The organism is Clostridium autoethanogenum DSM 10061 (assembly GCF_001484725.1).
GTDB classification, from domain to species: domain Bacteria; phylum Bacillota; class Clostridia; order Clostridiales; family Clostridiaceae; genus Clostridium_B; species Clostridium_B ljungdahlii.
Window position 1 is genome coordinate 1,817,016 of sequence record NZ_CP012395.1, and the last position, 21,236, is coordinate 1,838,251.

Annotated in this window: 16 protein-coding genes, 1 riboswitch and 1 other annotated feature; of the genes, 3 read left to right on the forward strand and 13 right to left on the reverse strand. The window is 32.0% G+C overall.

What is annotated here, in order from left to right:
- Window positions 1–44: 44 nt before the first annotated feature.
- From lysA to proS, 6 genes are all read right to left on the reverse strand, one after another.
- Window positions 45–1,331, reverse strand: a complete 1,287-nt coding sequence (gene lysA, locus CLAU_RS08135; protein ID WP_420806600.1) for a diaminopimelate decarboxylase — start codon at window positions 1,329–1,331, stop codon at window positions 45–47.
- Window positions 1,332–1,425: 94 nt separating this feature from the next.
- Window positions 1,426–2,628 (reverse strand): aspartate kinase, encoded by a 1,203-nt coding sequence (locus CLAU_RS08140; protein WP_029170197.1) that lies wholly within the window; start codon window positions 2,626–2,628, stop codon window positions 1,426–1,428.
- 99 nt (window positions 2,629–2,727) lie between these two features.
- Window positions 2,728–2,932, reverse strand: a riboswitch (Lysine riboswitch).
- A 49-nt stretch (window positions 2,933–2,981) separates the two neighbouring features.
- A complete protein-coding gene (hydE, locus tag CLAU_RS08145) occupies window positions 2,982–4,022 on the reverse strand; it encodes a [FeFe] hydrogenase H-cluster radical SAM maturase HydE (protein ID WP_023162413.1) in 1,041 nt (346 codons plus the stop codon).
- A 216-nt stretch (window positions 4,023–4,238) separates the two neighbouring features.
- Window positions 4,239–6,368: a HelD family protein gene (locus CLAU_RS08150; protein ID WP_023162414.1), complete on the reverse strand. Its 2,130-nt coding sequence runs from the start codon at window positions 6,366–6,368 to the stop codon at window positions 4,239–4,241.
- A 105-nt stretch (window positions 6,369–6,473) separates the two neighbouring features.
- Window positions 6,474–8,327, reverse strand: coding sequence for an ATP-dependent zinc metalloprotease FtsH (ftsH, locus tag CLAU_RS08155; RefSeq protein WP_023162415.1), 1,854 nt, complete (start codon window positions 8,325–8,327; stop codon window positions 6,474–6,476).
- Between the two features lie 606 nt (window positions 8,328–8,933).
- Window positions 8,934–10,352, reverse strand: coding sequence for a proline--tRNA ligase (gene proS / locus CLAU_RS08160; RefSeq protein WP_029702612.1), 1,419 nt, complete (start codon window positions 10,350–10,352; stop codon window positions 8,934–8,936).
- A gap of 83 nt (window positions 10,353–10,435) precedes the next feature.
- Window positions 10,436–10,645, reverse strand: a binding site (T-box leader).
- 201 nt (window positions 10,646–10,846) lie between these two features.
- Between proS and CLAU_RS08165 the strand changes: the two genes are divergently transcribed.
- Window positions 10,847–12,448, forward strand: a complete 1,602-nt coding sequence (locus tag CLAU_RS08165) for a GxGYxYP domain-containing protein (RefSeq protein ID WP_023162417.1) — start codon at window positions 10,847–10,849, stop codon at window positions 12,446–12,448.
- Between the two features lie 582 nt (window positions 12,449–13,030).
- On the opposite strand, the gene CLAU_RS08170 is transcribed toward CLAU_RS08165, so the two are convergent.
- From CLAU_RS08170 to CLAU_RS08180, 3 genes are all read right to left on the reverse strand, one after another.
- Window positions 13,031–13,396 carry a PilZ domain-containing protein gene (locus CLAU_RS08170; RefSeq protein WP_023162418.1) on the reverse strand — a complete coding sequence of 122 codons (366 nt, stop codon included), beginning with the start codon at window positions 13,394–13,396 and terminating at the stop codon, window positions 13,031–13,033.
- A 373-nt stretch (window positions 13,397–13,769) separates the two neighbouring features.
- Window positions 13,770–14,510, reverse strand: coding sequence for a polysaccharide deacetylase family protein (locus CLAU_RS08175; RefSeq protein WP_174377512.1), 741 nt, complete (start codon window positions 14,508–14,510; stop codon window positions 13,770–13,772).
- Window positions 14,511–14,583: 73 nt separating this feature from the next.
- On the reverse strand, window positions 14,584–15,516 hold the full coding sequence (locus CLAU_RS08180) for a fused DSP-PTPase phosphatase/NAD kinase-like protein (protein WP_023162420.1): 933 nt from the start codon (window positions 15,514–15,516) through the stop codon (window positions 14,584–14,586).
- Between the two features lie 138 nt (window positions 15,517–15,654).
- On the opposite strand from CLAU_RS08180, the gene CLAU_RS20875 reads away from it, so the two are divergent.
- Window positions 15,655–15,807 carry a hypothetical protein gene (locus tag CLAU_RS20875; protein WP_013240447.1) on the forward strand — a complete coding sequence of 51 codons (153 nt, stop codon included), beginning with the start codon at window positions 15,655–15,657 and terminating at the stop codon, window positions 15,805–15,807.
- A 12-nt stretch (window positions 15,808–15,819) separates the two neighbouring features.
- The gene (locus tag CLAU_RS21345; protein WP_023162421.1) at window positions 15,820–15,942 is read left to right on the forward strand and encodes a hypothetical protein; all 123 of its coding nucleotides are present in this window, start codon (window positions 15,820–15,822) and stop codon (window positions 15,940–15,942) included.
- Between the two features lie 61 nt (window positions 15,943–16,003).
- Here the strand turns inward: CLAU_RS21345 and CLAU_RS08185 are convergent, their stop codons facing one another.
- From CLAU_RS08185 to dcuS, 4 genes are all read right to left on the reverse strand, one after another.
- Entirely contained in the window at window positions 16,004–17,326 is a 1,323-nt protein-coding gene (locus CLAU_RS08185; RefSeq protein ID WP_023162422.1) for a 2-hydroxycarboxylate transporter family protein, read from the reverse strand.
- Window positions 17,327–17,359: 33 nt separating this feature from the next.
- Window positions 17,360–18,589, reverse strand: coding sequence for an NAD(P)-dependent malic enzyme (locus CLAU_RS08190; protein WP_023162423.1), 1,230 nt, complete (start codon window positions 18,587–18,589; stop codon window positions 17,360–17,362).
- A gap of 186 nt (window positions 18,590–18,775) precedes the next feature.
- Window positions 18,776–19,504, reverse strand: a complete 729-nt coding sequence (locus CLAU_RS08195; RefSeq protein ID WP_023162424.1) for a response regulator — start codon at window positions 19,502–19,504, stop codon at window positions 18,776–18,778.
- Entirely contained in the window at window positions 19,497–21,107 is a 1,611-nt protein-coding gene (gene dcuS, locus CLAU_RS08200) for a DcuS/MalK family sensor histidine kinase (RefSeq protein WP_023162425.1), read from the reverse strand. Before dcuS ends, CLAU_RS08195 begins: the two co-directional genes overlap by 8 nt.
- Window positions 21,108–21,236 lie beyond the last annotated feature (129 nt).

A 21,236-nucleotide genomic window follows, 5' to 3' on the forward strand; every position in this document is an offset into this window, starting at 1 on the left:
AATAAAACCACAAAATATTAATTCACACTCAGGATGGATTTAAATTATAACATTATTTCATTTTCTATTAGATCATCAAAGGTTTGTCTTTTAGCAATTAGCCTTGCCTTTCCTTCCTTTACTAAAACTGCTGCAGGTTTTGGAATCTTATTATAATTACTAGACATAGAATATCCATAAGCTCCTGTGGTAAACACAGCTAATATGTCACCGCTTTTGCTTTCCGGGAGCTCCACATCTTTTATCAATATGTCTCCCGATTCACAGGATTTTCCCGCTATGGTAACTGTTTCTTTTATGCTGTCATTTACTCTATTTGCTAAAACACATTCGTACTTTGCACCATACAAAGCCGGCCTTATATTGTCCGCCATGCCTCCATCTACAGATACATATTTTCTTATACCTGGAATATTCTTTATAGATCCTACGGTATAAAGAGTTGTTCCTGCATTACCAATTATAGACCTGCCAGGTTCTATCACAAGCGTAGGCAGTTTTAAATCAAGCTCTTTAGCTTTTTCCTTTGCCTTTTGAAGTATAATGCTGCAAAAATCTTCTACAGATTTAGGTTTATCCCCTTCGGTATAGTATATTCCAAATCCGCCGCCAAGGTCTAATTCCTCTACTTCACAGCCCAATTCATCTTTTACTTTTTTAACTAAATTTAACATAATTTCAACTTCGTCTTCATAAGGTTTGGTTTCAAATATTTGAGAACCTATATGACAGTGGATTCCAACAAATTTTAAATTAGGAAAATCAACTGCACTTTTTATTATATTCATAACTTCATTATTTAACATTGTAAATCCAAATTTAGAATCTATTTGACCTGTTTTTATATAGTCATGGGTATGAGCCTCTATTCCTGGCGTCACTCTAAGGAGTATTTCTTGTATTTTACCATATTTTTTTGCTGCGGAATTTATCTTTTCCATCTCATAGAAATTATCTACTACAAACTTACCTACTCCCAATTTTACTCCCATATCTATTTCATCTAAAGTTTTATTATTTCCATGAAAATAGACTTTTTCCATAGGAAAGCCGCTTTTTAGTGCAGTATACAATTCTCCATCTGATACTACATCCAAATACAATCCCTCACTATTTATTATCTGACACATAGCCAAAGTTAAAAAGGCTTTACCTGCATAAGTAACCTTATTAGCTTTATCAGCCTCAAAAGATTTGTAATATCTCCTGCACCTATCCCTTACTAATTCTTCATCCATTACATAGAGAGGAGTCTTAAATTCTTTCACTAATTCCCCTGTACTCATCCCACCAATGTATAAAACATTGTTTCTGATCTCCATACTACCCATCATTTTCACACTGGTTTCCTCCTAAAAGTTTTTAAATATGCTCTTAATTTCATAAGCATACTCCGAATATACGTCAAGATTTATCCGAATAAAACTATAAATTAAATTCTTTTGCTACTAAGTTTATAGTTTTCATTTTATCTTCTTGCTTTATAGCACAAGTAATTCTTATCTCAGATGTAGTTATCATCTTTACACCTATATTGTTTTCTTTAAATAATTTAAGCATCTTTGCAACTACTCCAGAAGTAGTTTTCATTCCTATACCAACTACTGAAAATTTAGTAATGTTCTCATCTATATCAACCTTAGTTTTTTCATTGAAATAGCTTTTTAAAATGGTAAGACAATCTTTTAAGTCAACTTTTGGTACAGTAAATGATATATTCACCTTTCCACTTACAGGTGCAGTTTGGCTTATCATATCTACATTTACTCTTTTTTCTGCTATCTTCTCAAATAAATTGGAAATAATGTTTATGTCGTTATCAATATTTGTTAGCGTTATTGCTGCATCTTCATCACTTGTTGCAAGTCCTGTTACTGGTTTACTCTCTAAATTCATACTATCTACCCCCTTAATAACTGTTCCTCTTATATCACTATTGCTTAATCCCACATATACGGGTATATTATACTTTTGAGCTAATTCTATGGATCTAGAATGCATAACTTGAGCACCTAAACTTGAAAGTTCAAGCATTTCCTCATAATCTATTTCATCTAGCTTTTTAGCGTCTTTATATTTTCTAGGATCTACACTGTATATACCATCTACATCTGTATATATCTCACAACTTCCTTTTAGCTTTACAGCTATTGCAACAGCTGAGGTATCTGACCCTCCTCTTCCCAGAGTAGTTATATCTCCTTTATCATTTATACCCTGGAAACCTGCTGCAATTACAACTTTTCCTTCATCCAAACTTTTCTTTATTTTTTCTCCATTTATATCACATATAAGAGATTTGCCATATTGTCCACTAGTTTTTATGCCAATTTGATAAGCTGTATAACTTACAGCATCATATCCTAAATCTTTGATAGCCATAGCAAGCAGTGCACAGGACATCATTTCGCCAGTAGACAAAAGTGCATCTAATTCTCTCTTATCTGGGGTATCTGTAATTTTTTTGGAAAGGGCTATTAAGTCATCTGTAGTATCTCCCATAGCTGATACTACAACTACTAGACTGTCTCCATTTTCAACCCTACTAACTACCGTCTTTGCTACATTCTTTATCTTCTCTGGAGTTCCTACTGAACTCCCTCCATATTTCTGAACAATAATTGCCATAATACTCCTCCCTAAATTGTTTGTTATCAATGAATCTTATAAAAAAATAGTGCAGTAAAGGGACACAACACCTATACTGCACAAATATGCATGGTCGTGTACCTTTGTAGCTCTCCACTAAAAGTATATCCATTAAATCATATAAAATGAATATGCCTTTTCAATGACAGCTTTGAACATATTATGTACAAAGCCAAAAACAGTTTCGCCAAACTAGTTTTTTCGGCTGCAGCTCCTTTCTTTATTTTTCAACGTCCGCCGACTAAAAATAAATACTGATAGTTACAGCACCTCTACCCTAAGGTAACTAATTTATTAAATTGTTCTAAGTTTATCACAAATATCTAATGATTTCAACTATTTTTTACTCTAAATCCTTTAGAACCAGATATGACCCTTCCTATAGTAATTATTTTACCGGTTATACAATCTCTGCATTGGGCAGGAGTATCCCCTGTGCAAATTTTACCTGGATATAGTGCATAAAGCTTCCTATATACACCTTCCGTTACATTTGGCATAACTACATTAGCTCCACTCTGAAGAGCTATAGTCCTGCCTCTTGGATTTAAAGTTTCCATAGCTGTTGTACCAGGAAGATTAATATCTGGCATAATTAGTCTGCTTATAGCCATAACTTTAAGAGCATTTATAAACGTTCCACCTTTTTCATCTCTTAAAGGCGTATCTGCATTTGGAATAAAAGGCCCTACTCCTACCATATCTGCATCTATTTCTTTAAAAAATAATATATCCTCTGCAAGCGACTCAAAAGTTTGGCCAGGAAGACCTATAAGACATCCTGTACCAACTTCATATCCTAACTTTCCAAGATCTTTCAAGCAGCGTTTTCTATTTTCATAACTCATCCCAGGGTCCATTTTTGCATACAGTTCCGGATCCGTAGTTTCTATTCTTATTAAATATCTATCTGCTCCAGCTTCTTTAAAAGCTTTATACTCCTCAAAAGTTTTTTCACCTATGCTGAGAGTTACAGCTATGTCCATTTTCTTCATATTTGATATTATGTATTTTAGCTTATCTACAGTATAGTAATCGTCTTCTCCAGACTGCAAAACAACTGTTTTATAGCCGTATCCTACTGCTTTTTTTGCTAATTCAATTATTTTATCCGGCTCTATTCTATATCTTTTGATATTTTTATTATCACGTCTAAGTCCACAGTACATGCAATTTCTTTTGCATATATTAGAAAATTCTATCAGTCCTCTTAAATGTACTTCATCCCCTACATATTTTTTTCTTACTCTGTCTGCCGCTTTAAAAAGTTCTTCATTATGTTCGTTACTGTTAAATAATTCAACTATTTCACTTTTATCAAGTGTATGATTCAATTCAGCTTTTTCAATTGATTCTAGTAATTTATCCCCCATAGATCATGTCTCCTTTATCAAGTGATTCTTAGGTTCAGATGGAGTTTGCTTATAAGGATGACTTTCTCCAGCTGAACCTTAGAAGAACTTATCCAGCCGCATAGCAGTGCTTATCCCCGACTTTGGTAGAATATGGGGTGTTAGCAATGGTAGCGATCGGATAAATAAACACTAAGCTTCAGGATAATTGATTTAACCCTGAAGCTTAGTAAACTTTTAATTAATCGAGGAAGTCTTATACACATATAATTCATGCAGCGCCCTTGTAGCCATTATATATTTTAATGTATTTTCATTTTTTTCACAGGTATCTATCATTATAACCGCGTCAAATTCTAAACCTTTGGCAAAATAACTTGGAAGTATAACTTCGCCGCTGGAATAAATCATATCTTCTCTATCAAGCACATTTATATGAATTCTTGCTTTTATTAAATTACCTATAGCTTCCGTATCTTTTAAATCCCTGCAAATTATGGCTATACTTTCATAACCTCTTTCTTTTAATTTTACAACATTATCTAGTATTTTGTCCACAAGTTCTTTGGAATTATCTACCCTTTTTTCCACAACTTTTTTTCCACTTCTAACTAGAGGTACAGTTTTATCCCCTTCTAGATATTTATTAGCATAATCAATTATCTCATTTGTGGATCTATAACTTTTATTTAATGAAAAACGCTTTATCTCTAAATCCGGGAGTATGTTTTCCAATTTTTCCACGGCAGGTGTCTCTTTTGAAAATATAATTTTCTGATTGGTATCTCCTACTATAGTAAAAGATTTACACTTTGTAAGTTCATAAATAACCCGAAACTGCAGCGGAGAATAATCTTGTGCTTCATCTATCACTATATGTCTTACTTCATCTCTATATCTTAGCCCTTCCAGCTTTATTTTTAAATATAAAATAGGAGCTAAATCATCATAAATCAACAACTTATTTCCATTAAAATCATTGTATAATGTAATCACATCAGGATTTTTAAGCCAGATTAACTTATTTTTTTTGATATTAATTACTTCTTTTATTACATCTCTTATATCATTTCGTCTTTTGTACTCCAGCTCATTTCCACAATCATTTAGTTCACTTTCCGTTAGACTCTTCACCTTATTTTCATATTCTTTTTGTATAGATATTATTAGCCTGTTTCTTTCATCCCTTACCTTTGAGTATATGACTCTTTTTATCCTGGCACTTCTCTTAAATAGAGGCATATCTTTAAAATAATAATTAAGCATCTTATCTATGTCTTCTCCAGACATTATAAGTTTATCGTAAAAAAACACATCCTCTATTTTAAAACAATCTTTTTCCAAGCTGCCAATAAAATTATCTATATCCTGCACATATTGTAAAGAACCCTTATACTCAATTTCTTCAGAAAAGTCTTTTTGGCCACTTAATACTTTTTCCATATAATCCTTAAAATCCATTATATAAGGCACATTTAGCATATCCTCTGCAAATTCTCTGAAAGTAGTTTGAGTAACCTTTTCCTCTCCTAAACTTGGAAGTACAAGTGAAATATAATCTATAAATATGCTATTAGGACCTAATATCAGTACCTTTCCTTGAAGAACCTTTCTATAATTGTATAATAAGTAAGCTACTCTATGCAGTGCTATAGTAGTTTTTCCACTTCCTGCTACTCCATTTACCACAATAGCCCCTGTTCTAGGCTGTCTTATTAAATTGTCCTGTTCTTTTTGTATAGTCATTACAATATCTTTTAACTTTTCACCAGCATTTTTGCTAAGTACCATTTGCAGGATTTCATCTTTTACATCTATACTGGAATCAAACATACCTACTAGATTAGATTTTTTTATAATAAATTGTCTCTTAGAAAGCACTTCTGTTTCTACTTCTCCCATAGGAGATGTATATTTTACAGTTCCGAGTTTACCTGCATAAAACAAAGAAGATACAGGTGATCTCCAGTCAATTACAATAGGTTCGTAACTTTTCCTTCCTGTCACACCAAACCTACCTATGTATATTTCTTCCTCTCCATATTCATCCTGAAATTTCACCTTACCAAAATAAGGTGAATTGCTCAGTATAGTAAGTTCTTTTATGCTTTTATTTACTAGTCTATACTGTTCTTCCTTTTCGTACATTTCATGGTTAAAATATTCTATAACTTTGTCTTCATCATCTTCGTACTGTTCCAAATTTTTTTCTCTTAGCTTTAAAATATAGTCTATTACTTTTTTTCTACTCTCAATGTATTCTAAAATTTGTACCTCAATTTCTTTTAAGACTTCTTTTAATTTTTCCCTTTCAAAATCCAGCTCGACTTCTTTCTCCAATTCCTTTTTTAAATCATCTCTATACATATTACTATCTCCATTTCATAAGTTACCCATTAGGCATTTTCAAAGAAATAACCCCAGTGAGTATTCTATCCTGTTTTCTTTCAAATGCCTTAGAGTAGTCCATAATCAGAGTTTTGTATCCTGAGTTTCCTGTTTTTTGTCATTATATTCTTTTATTATGTCCATAAATTCCTCTCCCATTAAAGTTTCTTTTTCAATTAAACTTTCAGATATCTTTATGAGTAAATCCTTATTTTCTTTAATAATACTTCTTGCCTTTTCGTGACATTCTTTTATTATTTTTAAAGTTTCATCATCTATAATTGAGGCCGTTTCCGCACTACAATTTTGCACCGGTCTTCCGTCCAAATATCTATCTTTTATTGATTCTAGCCCCATCATATCAAATCTGTCTGTCATTCCATACATAGTCACCATGCTCCTAGCTGTTTCCGTAGCTCTTTCAATATCATTAGATGCACCTGTAGATATGCTATTAAGCTCTACTTCTTCTGCGGATCTTCCCCCTAGCATGACACATATCTTATCTATCATTTCTTCCTTGCTAACAAGATATTTTTCTTCTGTAGGAAGCTGCATCGTATAACCTAGTGCACCCATGGTCCTCGGAACTATAGTTATCTTATGTACAGGATCCGTATGTTTTAATAATGCAGCCACAAGTGCATGACCTACTTCATGAAAAGCAACAGCTCTTTTTTCAGTATCAGATAAAATTCTATCCTTCTTTTCTTTACCAGCCATAACTACTTCTACTGATTCCTCTAAGTCTTCCTGAATTACTTCTTCCCTACCATTTTTCACTGCCCTTAAAGCAGCTTCATTTATCATATTAGCCAAATCCGCTCCTACAGCTCCAGGAGTCGATTTTGCTATAGAATTTAAATCTACATCTTCTGAAACTTTAACTCCCTTAGTATGAACTTTAAGTATACTTTCTCTTCCCTTTAAATCAGGCCTATCTACTATAACCCTTCTATCAAATCTTCCTGGTCTTAAAAGTGCCTTGTCAAGTACTTCTGGTCTATTGGTAGCTGCTAAAATTACAACTCCTTTAGAAGAATCAAATCCGTCCATCTCTGCAAGAAGTTGATTCAAAGTTTGCTCCCTCTCATCATTTCCAGATATGTTGCCGCCTCTACTTTTACCTATGGCATCTATTTCATCTATGAATACTATACAAGGAGCTTTTTCCTGTGCCTGTTGAAATAAATCTCTAACTCTAGATGCACCCATACCTACAAACATCTCTACAAAAGCAGAACCCGATATAGAGAAAAATGGGACTTTAGCTTCTCCTGCTACAGCCTTTGCAAGAAGAGTTTTTCCTGTCCCTGGTGGCCCTACAAGGAGTGCCCCCTTAGGAAGCTTTGCACCTATTGATACATATTTTTGAGAGTTATGCAAGAAATCAACTATTTCAATCAGAGATTCTTTAGCTTCTTCCTGTCCTGCTACATCATTAAAGTTCACGCCAGTTTCATTTTCCGCATATATTTTAGCGGTATTCTTTCCAAAGGACATAACTCCACTGCCCATTTTTTTATCTAGTCTTCCCATTAAAATGCTTCCAAAAAACATAATTATACTTATGGGTAAAATCCAATTTGTAAAAAGGCTTCTCATTAGAGAGCTTTCCTGTGACACACCTTCATACTGAACTTTGGCATCATTTAACTTTTTAATTAAATCCTGATCATCTACCCTTTCAGTATAAAGTATTTTTCCTTTGTGAGCTTTATCCTTATCCTTAGGGGTTATTATTAGCCTATCCTTGGATATTTGTACATTAGATATTTTATTTTGGTTAATATAATTTATAAAATCACTATATTTTATGTGCTCATATTTTAATTGACTAGAGTATTCATTAACTATAAACACAATTATAACAGCTAATAGTGAATAATAAATAACATATTTGAATTTGTTACCTTTAAATTTTTTGCTATTAAACATATGTAAGCCTCCACTTTATTTCAACTCGTAATCTACTTATATTATAGCAATAAATACTCTTTTTCCTACTAGTATTTACAAAATATTTTTAAAGTTATTTTTAACCAAATATCTATGATATTTGCAAGTAACCACTAAGCTTATTCACCAAAAAGAAATACTATCAAAATTTTTGATAGTATTTCCACAAATTAAATTAAAGTATATACTAATGCAGGTTTCTTTTTTAATATATCTAACTTGCTCAACTTTCGCAGTTTAAAAATTTTGCGTCGCAATATTTTTGAGAGGACAGAGGACAATTGACAGAGGACAGTGAAGGAGGATTTTTCTCCGCTGCACTACGAAAAATCTTTAATTAAATTTTTAATGACTTATTTCGCTAAAGCGAAATATTGCTGACTTATATAAATTTGAAGCTTTTTTGCATTAGCAAAACAAGCTTCAAAAAATAAATTAGTTTTCTAACATAAGGAAGAAAACTTACCTTCACTGTCCTATGTCCTATGTCCTCTGTCAACTGTCCTCTAAAAAGTGCTTTGCAATTTTTTATATTAAGCCAAAACTTCCTGTGTACGAAAGTTGACAAATTATACTAAACATATATTAGTATGCTTTTCCCCAATAAACTAATTTATCAGCTTTTTTACCACAGCACACGCAGGTATCTGAAATATGTTCTTGTTCAAATGGAATGCACCTTGAAGATGCACCAGTAACTTCTTTAATTTTTTCTTCACATTTAGCGTCTCCACACCACATAGCCTTTACAAAGCCTATTTTATTTTCCATTATATCTTTAAACTCTTCCATATTTACAGCATTATTTGTATTGTTTTCTATAAGATTTTTTGCCTTTTCAAACATACCATCATGAATTTTATCTAAAAGATCTGGTATATCCTTCTCCAAGTTATCCATGGATACTATTATCTTTTCTCCACTGTCTCTCCTTACAAGTACAACTTGATTTTTCTCGATATCCTTTGGTCCTACTTCAAGACGTATAGGAACTCCCTTCATCTCATATTCACTAAACTTCCATCCAGCCATTTTATCACTGTCATCAAGTTTAACTCTTGCAAATTTAGCTATTCTATCTTTTAGCTCATTTGCCTTATCCAGTACTCCTTCTTTATGCTGTGCTATAGGTACTATAATTACCTGAGTAGGAGCTATTCTAGGTGGAACTACGAGTCCATTATCATCGCCATGTACCATTATAATTGCTCCTAAAAGACGGGTTGTTACACCCCAAGAAGTCTGGTATACATATTGAAGTTTTCCTTCTTTATCTGAATACTGCATTCCAAAAGATTTTGCAAAGTTCTGTCCTAAGTAATGGGATGTACCAGCCTGAAGTGCCTTTCCATCATGCATAAGTGCTTCTATAGTATATGTAGCTTCTCCTCCTGCAAATTTTTCACTGTCAGTTTTCTGTCCTTTTAATACTGGAATAGCCAGTACTTTTTCACAAAGATCCGAATATACATTCAGCATCCTTGTAGTTTCTTCTTGTGCTTCCTTCTTAGTTTCATGTATAGTATGACCTTCCTGCCATAAAAATTCTGTAGTTCTAAGGAAAGGTCTTGTAGTCTTTTCCCATCTAACTACAGAACACCACTGATTGTAAAGCTTAGGCAAGTCTTTATAAGACTGAACTATCTTAGCATAATGTTCACAAAATAATGTTTCTGATGTTGGACGAACACATAATTTTTCTGTAAGTTCTTCATTACCACCGTGAGTTACCCAAGCAACTTCTGGTGCAAATCCCTCTATATGATCTTTTTCCTTTTGAAGAAGACTTTCAGGAATAAATAAAGGCATATATACATTTTGATGTCCTGTTTCCTTAAATCTCTTATCTAAATAACTCTGAATATTTTCCCACATAGCATAGGCATAAGGACGTATTATCATGCACCCTCTTACACTTGAATAATCAGCTAATTCTGCTTTTTTTACAATGTCTGTATACCACTGTGCAAAATCTTCATCTCTTGATGTTATTTGTTCTACCATCTTTTTACTCAATTTTAATTACCTCCAAAATTTGAATCTAGTGTAGCTAGTTTTCCTTTAAATATAAAAAAGCCTCCAATCCCAAAAGGGACCGAGGTTATATCGGCGGTACCACCCTGATTAATATATTTAAAACATTAAACATATTCTCTCAATTATAATTATAACGGCAATTACCGCTGTATTCTAACAGAACTCAAAGGTAGGTTCAAAATGTACATTTAGAAACTTTCACCACCCGTTTCCTCTCTTAAAAAAATATCATTTCTACTAATCCTCTTCTTTGCATATCACTATATTTAATTAAACTCTTTCTATATAATAGAATACAGGAAATTTATTGTCAATATATTTTTTAAAATTAGAGTTTCTCCAAATATTATGCGCCTAAAAATATTCTTATTTTTTTAAACAGCTGCTGCTATACTTTACCAAATGAAATTTCTAATAAACTAGCCAAAAAACCGCATAATAAAATCAGGAGGTAAATTCATATGAAATTTAAAAAATTTATTGTATTAATTCTTTCTATTTTTTTAATTGGTGCATTTATTCCAAATGTACATGCTTTTTTAGGCAAGCCTTATTATGTAAAAAACTCAAAAATACCACATCACCTTTATGTAATTTACCAAAATGATCTAACTCCTGCAGAAAAAACTATGATAGTCACCCTTCAGGGAGTAATATCAGATAAATCAAATTCTCAAATATATACTTTAAACAAAAATCAACCTGATTACAAAATATGGCTGGATGATTTAAAAACAAATTACGGGGTAACCTATACTACAGTAACAGATCCCTGGTATTTATTAGATAAATTTAAATCTCTAGTATCTGGATATGTACTTTACAGCAGTTACCCTGAAAAAAACCCTTCTATTAACAACGCCTGCTCTCTTGCAGCATTAAAAAATTCTATAGTTATAGATAAATCTATAGAAGATAAGGCTAAAAGTGCAGGAATTAAAATGCAGGGCAACTGTATAAACACCGATAAATATTGGGCTTATAATAATTTGTGGAATTCAGGACTAAATCATTCCGTTGTAATTGAGCTGTCTCCAAATAAAAATGCTCCTCTTAGAGATTATGGAATCATGAGTAAATGTTTAGTATTTTATGAGGATGATTTAAAAGATTTCTCACTAAGAGATAAAGTTTTCGGGTCTATGAAAAAGGACTCTACATGCCTTGGATGGGGGCCTGACGAACACAGTAATGTAAGTGCAGCTTCCAAAAATGGAGTAAGTATTGTTCCTGCAGATTGGTCTTACAATTTAACAGTATTAAGTGCCTTCCCATCAGTACCTTTAACACAAAAAAGCAGTGTAAAGCCTGATAAAAAACTTTTTTCTCAACCTATGCACTACGTAACCTTTATAATGTCAGATGGAGATAACCAGCAGTGGAACCTTGGGAGTAATTATGGATCTGAAAAATGGTACGGATCTCCTAAAAGAGGTAGTTTTAATATGGGATTCAGCATAAATCCTTCTATATATGAACTTGCACCTACAGTTTTTAAACTATATTATAAAAATGCATCTTCAATTCCTTATAGAGATAACTTTATAGTATCACCTTCTGGCAATGGTTATATGTACCCTAGTAAATTTAAGGAAGATTCTTTAAACGCATATCTGAAAAGATTAAACAATTATATGGCAGATGTAGATGAAAGGTATGTATCAGTTTTGGATGACTGGTCACTTTATGATACTAAATTATGGGATAAATACACTACTTGTTCAAATATTGACGGCATATTCTACCTTAATTATAATAAGCAAAATGACTATAAAGGTAAAATTGTATGGAGCAATGGAAAACCAGTGGTATCCTGCAGAGATGTACTCTGGTCTGGACTGGAAGAAGAAGATGCTCTTATAAATAACATAAATAATTATGTTAATAAAGGATGCACCAACATATCCAAACCTGAAGCCTATACATTTGTGTACGTTCATGCGTGGAGTAAATCTATGAAAGACATAGAAAAAGTAATAACAGAGTTAAATAAAAATTCTAAAGTAAAAGTTGTTCCACCAGATACATTTATGGATATTATGAAAAAGAATCTGCACACATGAGGTTTGTAGCTGAGAAGTTGACTTATACCAGTTCATATGCTGACAAATTTCATCAGACTAAAAACTTTTTATCCGATCGCTACCATTGCTAACACCCCCCATCTTTTATCAAAGTGGGGGGTAAGCACTGCTACGCGCCTGGATAAGTTCTTCTAAGATTCAGCTGGGGAAAGTCATCCTTATAAGCAAACTCCATCTGAACCTAAGAATCACTTGATAAGTCTAAAGTTCCGTATTTTGAAAATCTAAAGAAACTTATATAAACTCATACCTCAGACATATATAAGCTTCTAAGATTTTCTAAAATACCTCACTAAGATTTATAAAAAAAGTTTTTAAGTGTGATTTCAATTTTGTCAGCATTATTTTCGGGTATAAGTTCAGCTTCCACTTACAAACTCTATATAGATTAATCCCATAAAAATTAATAGTTACAGTTGATTTTAAGCTAGAATACCCACATAGAGTTTTCAATTGAAATTTGGAAGCGCTATTTACATACTTATTTTTAAATTATATATTGAAAATTAAGATGAGATTTAATTTTAATAATATCTGCCATTAAAGAATTGTTATAGAAAGCTACTTTACAGAAAAAGTCTCACATCCTCTTTTTAATACTTCTCTATACATATTTTGCATAGCTATGAATTCACCACCAACAAAAAATCCAGTATCGCATATATTTACGTGCTGCACTTTAATAATTGCAGGTATAGTTACATTATTAAATTTAAAGGCAATTGATAACATGTCGCCTTTTTCAAAACTTATATTGGAGATAAAGGCTATTCCATTAGTAGAAATATTTACACCTAGCACATCTAAATTTATTTCTTTTAAATTTACGCTTTCAATTTTAAAATTATAGTCATACTTATATCTTTTATTTGCTCTTTTTTCTTTTTTTAATATTGTAGCTTTTTTATCTAAAAAATTTTCTATCACTTACTTTACCCCCATATTAATACTGTTCTTATTGGCAAAATTCATGTTATTTATAAAATTCATGGATTTTATTTAATCTTAGTCTAATTTTTTATTTTATCTATAGCACAAAAATACCATTTTCATTTTAAACAAAAATGGTATTAATTTCAATCAATATTGGGATAATTTGATATAATATACTAAAATTTTATTAATATTGGCAATGGTTGTACAATAATATACTGATATTGTAATAGATTAAAGTAATAGTTGAGAATACTTCATAACATTTATTTACAATTAAAAATTTGTATTTAAATATTCTCAACTATAGATTATATGTTACGTATAAGTTCAAACCTCAATTATAAAAACTATATTATTACATTTACTAATTTTTAAATAACTTTTCTAAAAATGAAGAAGCTTTATTAGTTCTTATTGGAAAATAAACCTCCCCTGTATCTTCTGTTATAGTTTTAAACTCATAGCCCTGTAATTTATAGTACTTTATTATTTCAGGGAGAGCAATACAAGTATTTTTATGCATATAATCGCAGTGCATTAAAAGTATTACTGGATTGTGTTTATCTGGATCTTTAGTAGCCTCTTTGACTAGTTTATACGGTGGAATCTTTGGATTAATTCCATCAGATGCCTGTATATTCCAGTCATATATTTTGAACTTATTGTTGTGCAATTTCTCTAAAAACCTTTTATTTAGGTGTTTCCTGCTCCCTCCTGGAAATCTTATTAAGTGACTTTCCTTCCCTGTAATTTTCTTTATCAATTCGTTAGATTTATTCATTTCATCTATAAAACTGTCACCATTTTTGTATATTTTTCTATATTTATGAGTATATGTGTGAAGTCCTATACTGTGACCCTCACTATATATTCTTTTTACTACCTGTTCATTATCTTCTATTTGATTACCTATGAGAAAAAATGTAGCTTTTACATTGTTCTCCTTTAGTATATCTAAAAACTTATCTGTAAGTTTGCTAGGTCCGTCATCAAAAGTTAAGTAAATTATTTTTTTATTGTCCTTCTGTAAATCTTCATTCAAGTTATGTTTTGAATTATTTGCAAAAACCACATTGGAGTTTATTATCATAAAAAATATACACATAAATACAGCTGTCCTGACAAATATGTTATTTTTATGTTTCAATCTATAGGACCTCCTAATCTAAGTCTTTAACTTAATCTTTATTGCTTTTTAACCACTCAGACCAACTAGTATTAAAATTGTCCTTATTTTCTTTTGCATATTCATAGAATTTCTTTATGAATTCGGATCTTTCCGAGGATTTACTCCCAGCTTTATGAAAAGGCTTAAGTAAATTCTTTCCTCCAAGCAAAATCTGCCTCTCCATTATATCGTCTAAGCTTACATCCTTAGCATTTTTCATAATATCGTACATTGTCATAAACGTAGTAGTCCTGCCAATTCCAGCTTTGCAGTGAAAATGCATCCATGTACCTGGAGGTGTTTTCTTTACAATACTTATGAAATAATCTACCATTTCATCTGTAGGTCCTTCTGTATCTGTAACAGGTATTCTTACATAGGACATTTTATTTTCTTCTACCAGTTTCCTCTCATCTTGAACTTTATCTGGAATTATTTCTTTTTCTTCAATATCAAGTTTTTCATTTAATTTGATACCTTTTAACTTTTCGCTTTCATCCTTTAATACCTGCTCCTTAGTAAGTCCCTTATTTGCATTATTTTTTTCTTCTCCCACCCAGCTAACTGCCAAGTCGTTTATAAAACCATGGGACTCTTCCCTTAAATCTACTACCAATATAGGTACATTGCCTATTTCTTCTTTCACCATTTTTATATTCTGTCCAGTAAATTGTGCGCTGCCTGAAGCATTTAAAGAGGATAGTCCCTTCAAATTTAAAGCTTTACCATAAACTCTAATGTCATCTGTAGTTTTTCTGAATCTCTTAGGAATCTTATTTTTCTTTTTAGAGTCTATTTTAAGCTGTACATTTCTATTTTGTATTTGTTCAAGCTGCACATTTTCATTTTGCATTCCTGTAACTTCCCTAGAATATACTACAGGTACTCCAAGTAAAGATACTAAAAACATAGTGCACATAAAAATGCTTAATTTTTTCTTCATACCTTGCCACCTCTTTTTTATTAATTATTTATATATTTTTTCAATATTTGATAAATAATATCTCTGCTTATTATGTGTATATTTTCTTATTCAATGCTAAAAATAACTATGTATTTTGAATCTAAGGAGGGTATTTTTATGGCTAAAGCAGGAATGAGAAGGCCCGATCCAAGTGACCCTCATGGTACTGAAAGTAATAAAAAGATGAAATCTAATAGAAATACTGTGAAGCCTGTGAAAGAAATTCAGGGAAAAGCTAAAACTGGAAATAAAAAAGCAGGATTAATTTAGGAGGTAATATAAATGACAAAGGACAGCCAGCCTGATAACAAAAAGGCAAGAGCTAAAAAAAGTAAAGGCCAGATACCTATTACTGAAGAAGGACAAAATCATAATAAAAACAGTAAAAAGAAATCAGCAAAATAGAAATATTTAAAATGGGAGAAGTCATTAACAATATATAATGACTTCTCCCTAAATTAATTTATTAACTAAACATTTTAAGCAGCAATGTTGCTATAACAACCATAGATGCTCCGCCAATTCTTGTAGATATTTGTGAAAATGGCATAAGTTCCATACGATTTGCTGAAGACAAGATTGCTACATCACCTGTACCACCAAGTCCACTGTGACATGCTGTAACTAAAGAAGATTCTATTGGATACATATTTATATACTTGCCAATAAAAAATCCTGATGCCATCATTGACAAAACTATGGATATACAAATAATAATGTATGCTGGTGTGATTGCTCTAACCAAATCACTAAACGGAGTATATAATACACCAATACCAACTAACAACGGGTAAGTTAAGCTTGATGATACAAATTTATACAAGTGATGAACACCTTGTTCTGTTTCAGGTGGTATCACATTGAGATACTTAACTATTGCTGCAGTAAATATCATAATGATAGGTGCTGGGATTCCTATAAGTGGACTAGTTAAAAGGCCAAATACATAGAAAGTACAAGCAATTAAGAGACCGCTTCCCATAAGCTTAAAATCAACAGGTTTTTCAGCTTTTTGTTCTGCAAGTATTTCATTATCTTCTTTTGTCTTTACTAACAGTCCATTACCAGTAAGGTCTGGTCTCTTTTCAGCATAACGTTTCAATACTCCAGCACTTACTATAGCAACAATATTTCCAAGTACTGCCGCTGGAACTAGTTTTGCAATAAGGAGACTTTGAGGTTGGTGTAGGATATCTGAATATCCCATAGTTAGCGGCAATATTCCTTCTCCAATTCCTCCATCAAGTATAGGTGCTACAATGTAGAAGAAAGTATACCCTGGCTTATATCCAAATAATAAGCCCACTAACATTCCACCTGCAATTGCCATAATAGTTCCTACAACTAAAGGAACAAACATCCTGACAAAACCTTTTATCAGTACTTTCCTATTCATTCCTAGTATACTTCCTACAACCAAGCATGAAATATATAAATATAAGAAGTTAGAATTTTTCATTATTCCGGTAATCGCTTTCATGGATGTTGTGTTAAGCAGTTTAAAATATACCATCATAGAAGGTATTATTATTGATAAAATTGCAGCACCACCAATGTTTTTTAACACTGGAAGCTTTGATCCAAGGTCTCCGAAAAATGTTCCTAAAACTATGATTATTGCAAAACCACCTATCATATCTGCAGGAAGTTTTTTTGTTACTGAAGCAAAATAGATTATTGCCGCCAGTACAATAAATATTGGAAGAGGTGTAACCCCTACTTTATAGTTTACAAATTTTGAAATAAAATTATTATTTTCAGATTTAGGCATGTTAATTGTACCTTGCACGTAAATTCCCCCTTGTTTTCATATCCTCACATATTAGATTCCAAGCAAAGTCTTAGTATGTTTTTCAACCATCTCTGGAGTGACATCCTTTTTCCTCGCAACACCTGTATCAATAGCAGCTTTTGCTACGTATGCGGCTACTTTTGGGGCTATTCTCAAGTCAAAAGCATTAGGTATTATATAGTCTGGTTTCAATTCTTCTTCACTTACAAGTTCTGCTATTGCATATGCTGCAGCTATTTTCATCTCATCATTTATTTCACTTGCCCTTACATCTAAAGCTCCCCTAAATATTCCTGGAAAAGCAAGTACATTGTTAACCTGATTTGGAAAATCCGACCTTCCTGTACATACCACTTTAGCTCCAGCTTTTATAGCTAAATCAGGAAGTATTTCTGGATTTGGATTTGCCATTGCCATAATTATTGAATCTTTATTCATGGACTTTACCATTTCTTCAGTTACACAATTAGCTGCAGATACTCCTAAAAATACATCTGCACCTTTTAAAACATCAGCAAGAGTTCCTTTCTGAAGATTAGGATTTGTTATTTCTGCCATTTCATCCTTAAACTTATTCATTCCAATTGGTCTTCTCTTGTATATAGCACCTTTAGTGTCGCAAAGTATTACATTTTTTGTTCCCATCTTTATTAAAAGTTTTGTAATGGCAGTTCCTGCTGCTCCTGCTCCATTTACAACAATTTTTAAGTCTTCAAATTTTTTATTTACTATCTTTAATGCATTTATAAGACAGGCTGATGAAACAACTGCCGTTCCATGTTGATCGTCATGAAATACAGGGATGTTACAAACTTCTTTAAGCTTTGATTCAATTTCAAAGCATTCTGGAGCTTTGATGTCCTCTAGATTTATTCCTCCAAAAGTTGGTTCCATAAGTTTTACAGCTGCTACAATTTCATTGATATCCTTGCTTTCCAGACATATTGGAAATGCATCTACTCCAGCAAAAGTTTTAAATAAAACGGATTTTCCCTCCATAACAGGAAGTCCTGCACCTGCACCTATATTTCCAAGGCCAAGAACAGCTGTACCATTTGTTACAACAGCTACCCAATTCCCTTTTGATGTATAGTCATAAATGCATTCTGGATTTTTATTAATTTCTAAGCAAGGTTCTGCAACTCCAGGTGTATATGCTAACGTTAGGTCTTCTTTGTTTTTAACCGGCACCTTGCATTTTAGTGCAATTTTACCTTCGTTGTCTTTGTGAAATTTTAATGCAGTTTCTCTTAGATTCATGAATATTACCTCCACCCAATATTTAAATTATAAAAATAATTGCTTTATTACTTTATTTTCAAGTTTATTATAAATTTCATATTGCAATTTATAAAGTTATTGAAACTTTCTAAATAATTTTGTAACTAAAGTAAGTGAAAACCTTTAACTTAAATTTACGCAAAGAAAAAACCTTTAGTTATTAATCTAAAGGTTTTTTTCTTTGCATGTATATTTTTTTATATAACTATTTTCAATGTCTATGCATTTATATTTATGCATAGGCCTTCCAACAGAACCATAAATAACTTCCATTTTTAAAGCACCCAGTTTATTTAAAAAACTTAAATATTTCTTCATAGAAATTCTTGATATTCCAACATATCTTGCAATTTCACTTGTTGAAAATGTATCTTCTTTCATTTCTATTACCTTTGTCCATACTTTTTTTAAAGTATTTTTATCAAGTCCTTTTGGCAACTCTGGAGATACTTGATTTTCCTCACGATTATTTAGAATAAGCTGATCAAGTTCTGTCTGACTAAGCTCTTTTTTTTGCTTCATAAAATTCTGTGCTTCTCTATAAGCAGATAATGCTGAATTAAATCTATCAAATTCAAAGGGCTTTATCAAATAATCCACTGCACCGTATTGTAAAGCTCTTTTTATAGTTTGAATATCACAAGCAGCTGATACAATAATTATATCCACTTCTTTACCCATTTTTCTTACTTGAGATAATAATTCTAATCCACTTAAACCGGGCATATATATATCCAATAAAATCAATTGTATATCGCTTGTTTTTAAAACTTTTATAGCTTCCTCAAAGGAACGTGCTACAGCTTTTAATTTAAATCCACCTACTTGACTGAGGTATTTTTTGTTAAACTCTGCAACCATAGGATCATCTTCAACAATTAAAACATTAATCATTTACCATTCTCTCCTTGCTCTTATAAGGTATATAAATTGAAAATAGAGTACCCTTACCTAACTCTGAATATATTTCAATCTCACCACCTAATCTCTCTACACTTTTTTGTACTAAATAGAGACCCAATCCTCTGTCATTTCCTTTTGTTGAATAACCTTTTATAAAAAGTTTTTCTTTCGTATCTTCATCAATTCCAGAACCACTATCATTTACCTCTATAGTCAGAGTTTCTTTCTCATATAGTAATGTTAAATTTATTATCTTTTCTTTGGAATCCTTTACAGCTTCCACTGCATTTTCAAGTAAATTGCCAAGTATAGTTACAACTTCATGAGTTAACTCAGGATTTTCTGGCTCAGGGATAAAGCAGTCTTCGCATACTTTTAACTTGACATTGATTTCTCTGGCATAGCTCATTTTACCTAAAATAAATCCAGCAAGTACAGGATCTTTTACATGCCTTACTATAAATCCTATCTGCTCTTGATATTTATTTGCAATTCCATTTATATAGTTTGTAAGTTCATCATAGCATTTCATATGTAACATACCTAATATAACATGTAATTTGTTCATAAATTCATGGGTTTGTGCTCTAAGTGCACCTGCATATTGTTTTACTCCTGTAAGCTGTTCCGCTAATACTTTCATTTCAGTTTTATCACGAAAAGTTGATATGGCACCTACAATTTTCTTATTTACTAAAATTGGCATACGATTGGTCAAAATCTTTATTCCTCTGAGATCTTGCACCTGATCAAATTCTGGTTGTCCAGTTTTTAGGATATAGTTTAATCTGGTATTTGGAACACAGTCCTCCGCTTTTTCACCAATAAGGTTGGTAATGCCTGCTTTGTTGAATATCCGGGCTGCCTCTTCATTTACTAGAGTAATTCGGCAGTTTTCATCTACAGTTATAACGCCTTCTCTTATTGAGTAAAGCATTGCATTCTGCTCTTCTAAAAGTTTTGCAATTTTCCAGGGTTCTAATCCAAACATGGTTTTTTTAATACTTTTGGCAAGCAGCATAGCCCCTATAACTCCAACTATAAACCCTATACCTATACCTAAATATATAATCATTCTACTTTGGGAAACAGCCTGCTGTACAGTGTTTAATGATATGCCAACACAAACCATTCCTACTTGCTTGCCGTCTGCAGTAAATATTGGAACAAATGCTCTAAGTGACTTACCCAATGTGCCTTCAGCAGTTGAAACGTATTCATGGCCTTTCAGAACCTCTACATCGTCACCACCAACAAAATGCTTTCCTAGCTGATTTATATCTGGATGTGACTTTCTTATACCTTTCATGTCAGTAACTACAACAAATTCTACATCAGTTGATTTTCTTATTTTATTCGCTAGTTCTTGAATAATTTTTTCATTTTTCTTATTACTTAAAGATTCAATTATAGTAGGTGAACTGGCAGCCATCCTAGCAATATAAGACGCTTTATTAGATAGACTTTTTTCTGCGTTACTTGATATTTTTGCACTTATAAGAACATCAGTTACTAATAGAGAAATGGCCACCACGCCGCAAACAAGTAAAGTTATAGTGGTCTGTAAAGTTAATCTAGGTTTCTTTATTCTCATATTTCCTCCAAACACTTTGTATTCAAATCTATTTTAATTATAACATGTTTTTCATTAATCTTCATATAAATGCTATTTCCGTCATGTAGCGACTTATTTTTTTCCACTTTTTAAAAATATTTTTTCCAT

Bases quoted from the DNA above. Each gene is read 5' to 3' on its own strand.
- lysA (WP_420806600.1), bottom strand. From the start codon at position 1,331: ATGGGTAGTATGGAGATCAGAAACAATGTTTTATACATTGGTGGGATG.
- CLAU_RS08140 (WP_029170197.1), bottom strand. From the start codon at position 2,628: ATGGCAATTATTGTTCAGAAATATGGAGGGAGTTCAGTAGGAACTCCA.
- hydE (WP_023162413.1), bottom strand. From the start codon at position 4,022: ATGGGGGATAAATTACTAGAATCAATTGAAAAAGCTGAATTGAATCAT.
- CLAU_RS08150 (WP_023162414.1), bottom strand. From the start codon at position 6,368: ATGTATAGAGATGATTTAAAAAAGGAATTGGAGAAAGAAGTCGAGCTG.
- ftsH (WP_023162415.1), bottom strand. From the start codon at position 8,327: ATGTTTAATAGCAAAAAATTTAAAGGTAACAAATTCAAATATGTTATT.
- proS (WP_029702612.1), bottom strand. From the start codon at position 10,352: ATGGTAGAACAAATAACATCAAGAGATGAAGATTTTGCACAGTGGTAT.
- CLAU_RS08165 (WP_023162417.1), top strand. From the start codon at position 10,847: ATGAAATTTAAAAAATTTATTGTATTAATTCTTTCTATTTTTTTAATT.
- CLAU_RS08175 (WP_174377512.1), bottom strand. From the start codon at position 14,510: ATGTGTATATTTTTTATGATAATAAACTCCAATGTGGTTTTTGCAAAT.
- CLAU_RS08180 (WP_023162420.1), bottom strand. From the start codon at position 15,516: ATGAAGAAAAAATTAAGCATTTTTATGTGCACTATGTTTTTAGTATCT.
- CLAU_RS20875 (WP_013240447.1), top strand. From the start codon at position 15,655: ATGGCTAAAGCAGGAATGAGAAGGCCCGATCCAAGTGACCCTCATGGT.
- CLAU_RS21345 (WP_023162421.1), top strand. From the start codon at position 15,820: ATGACAAAGGACAGCCAGCCTGATAACAAAAAGGCAAGAGCTAAAAAA.
- CLAU_RS08190 (WP_023162423.1), bottom strand. From the start codon at position 18,589: ATGAATCTAAGAGAAACTGCATTAAAATTTCACAAAGACAACGAAGGT.
- CLAU_RS08195 (WP_023162424.1), bottom strand. From the start codon at position 19,504: ATGATTAATGTTTTAATTGTTGAAGATGATCCTATGGTTGCAGAGTTT.
- dcuS (WP_023162425.1), bottom strand. From the start codon at position 21,107: ATGAGAATAAAGAAACCTAGATTAACTTTACAGACCACTATAACTTTA.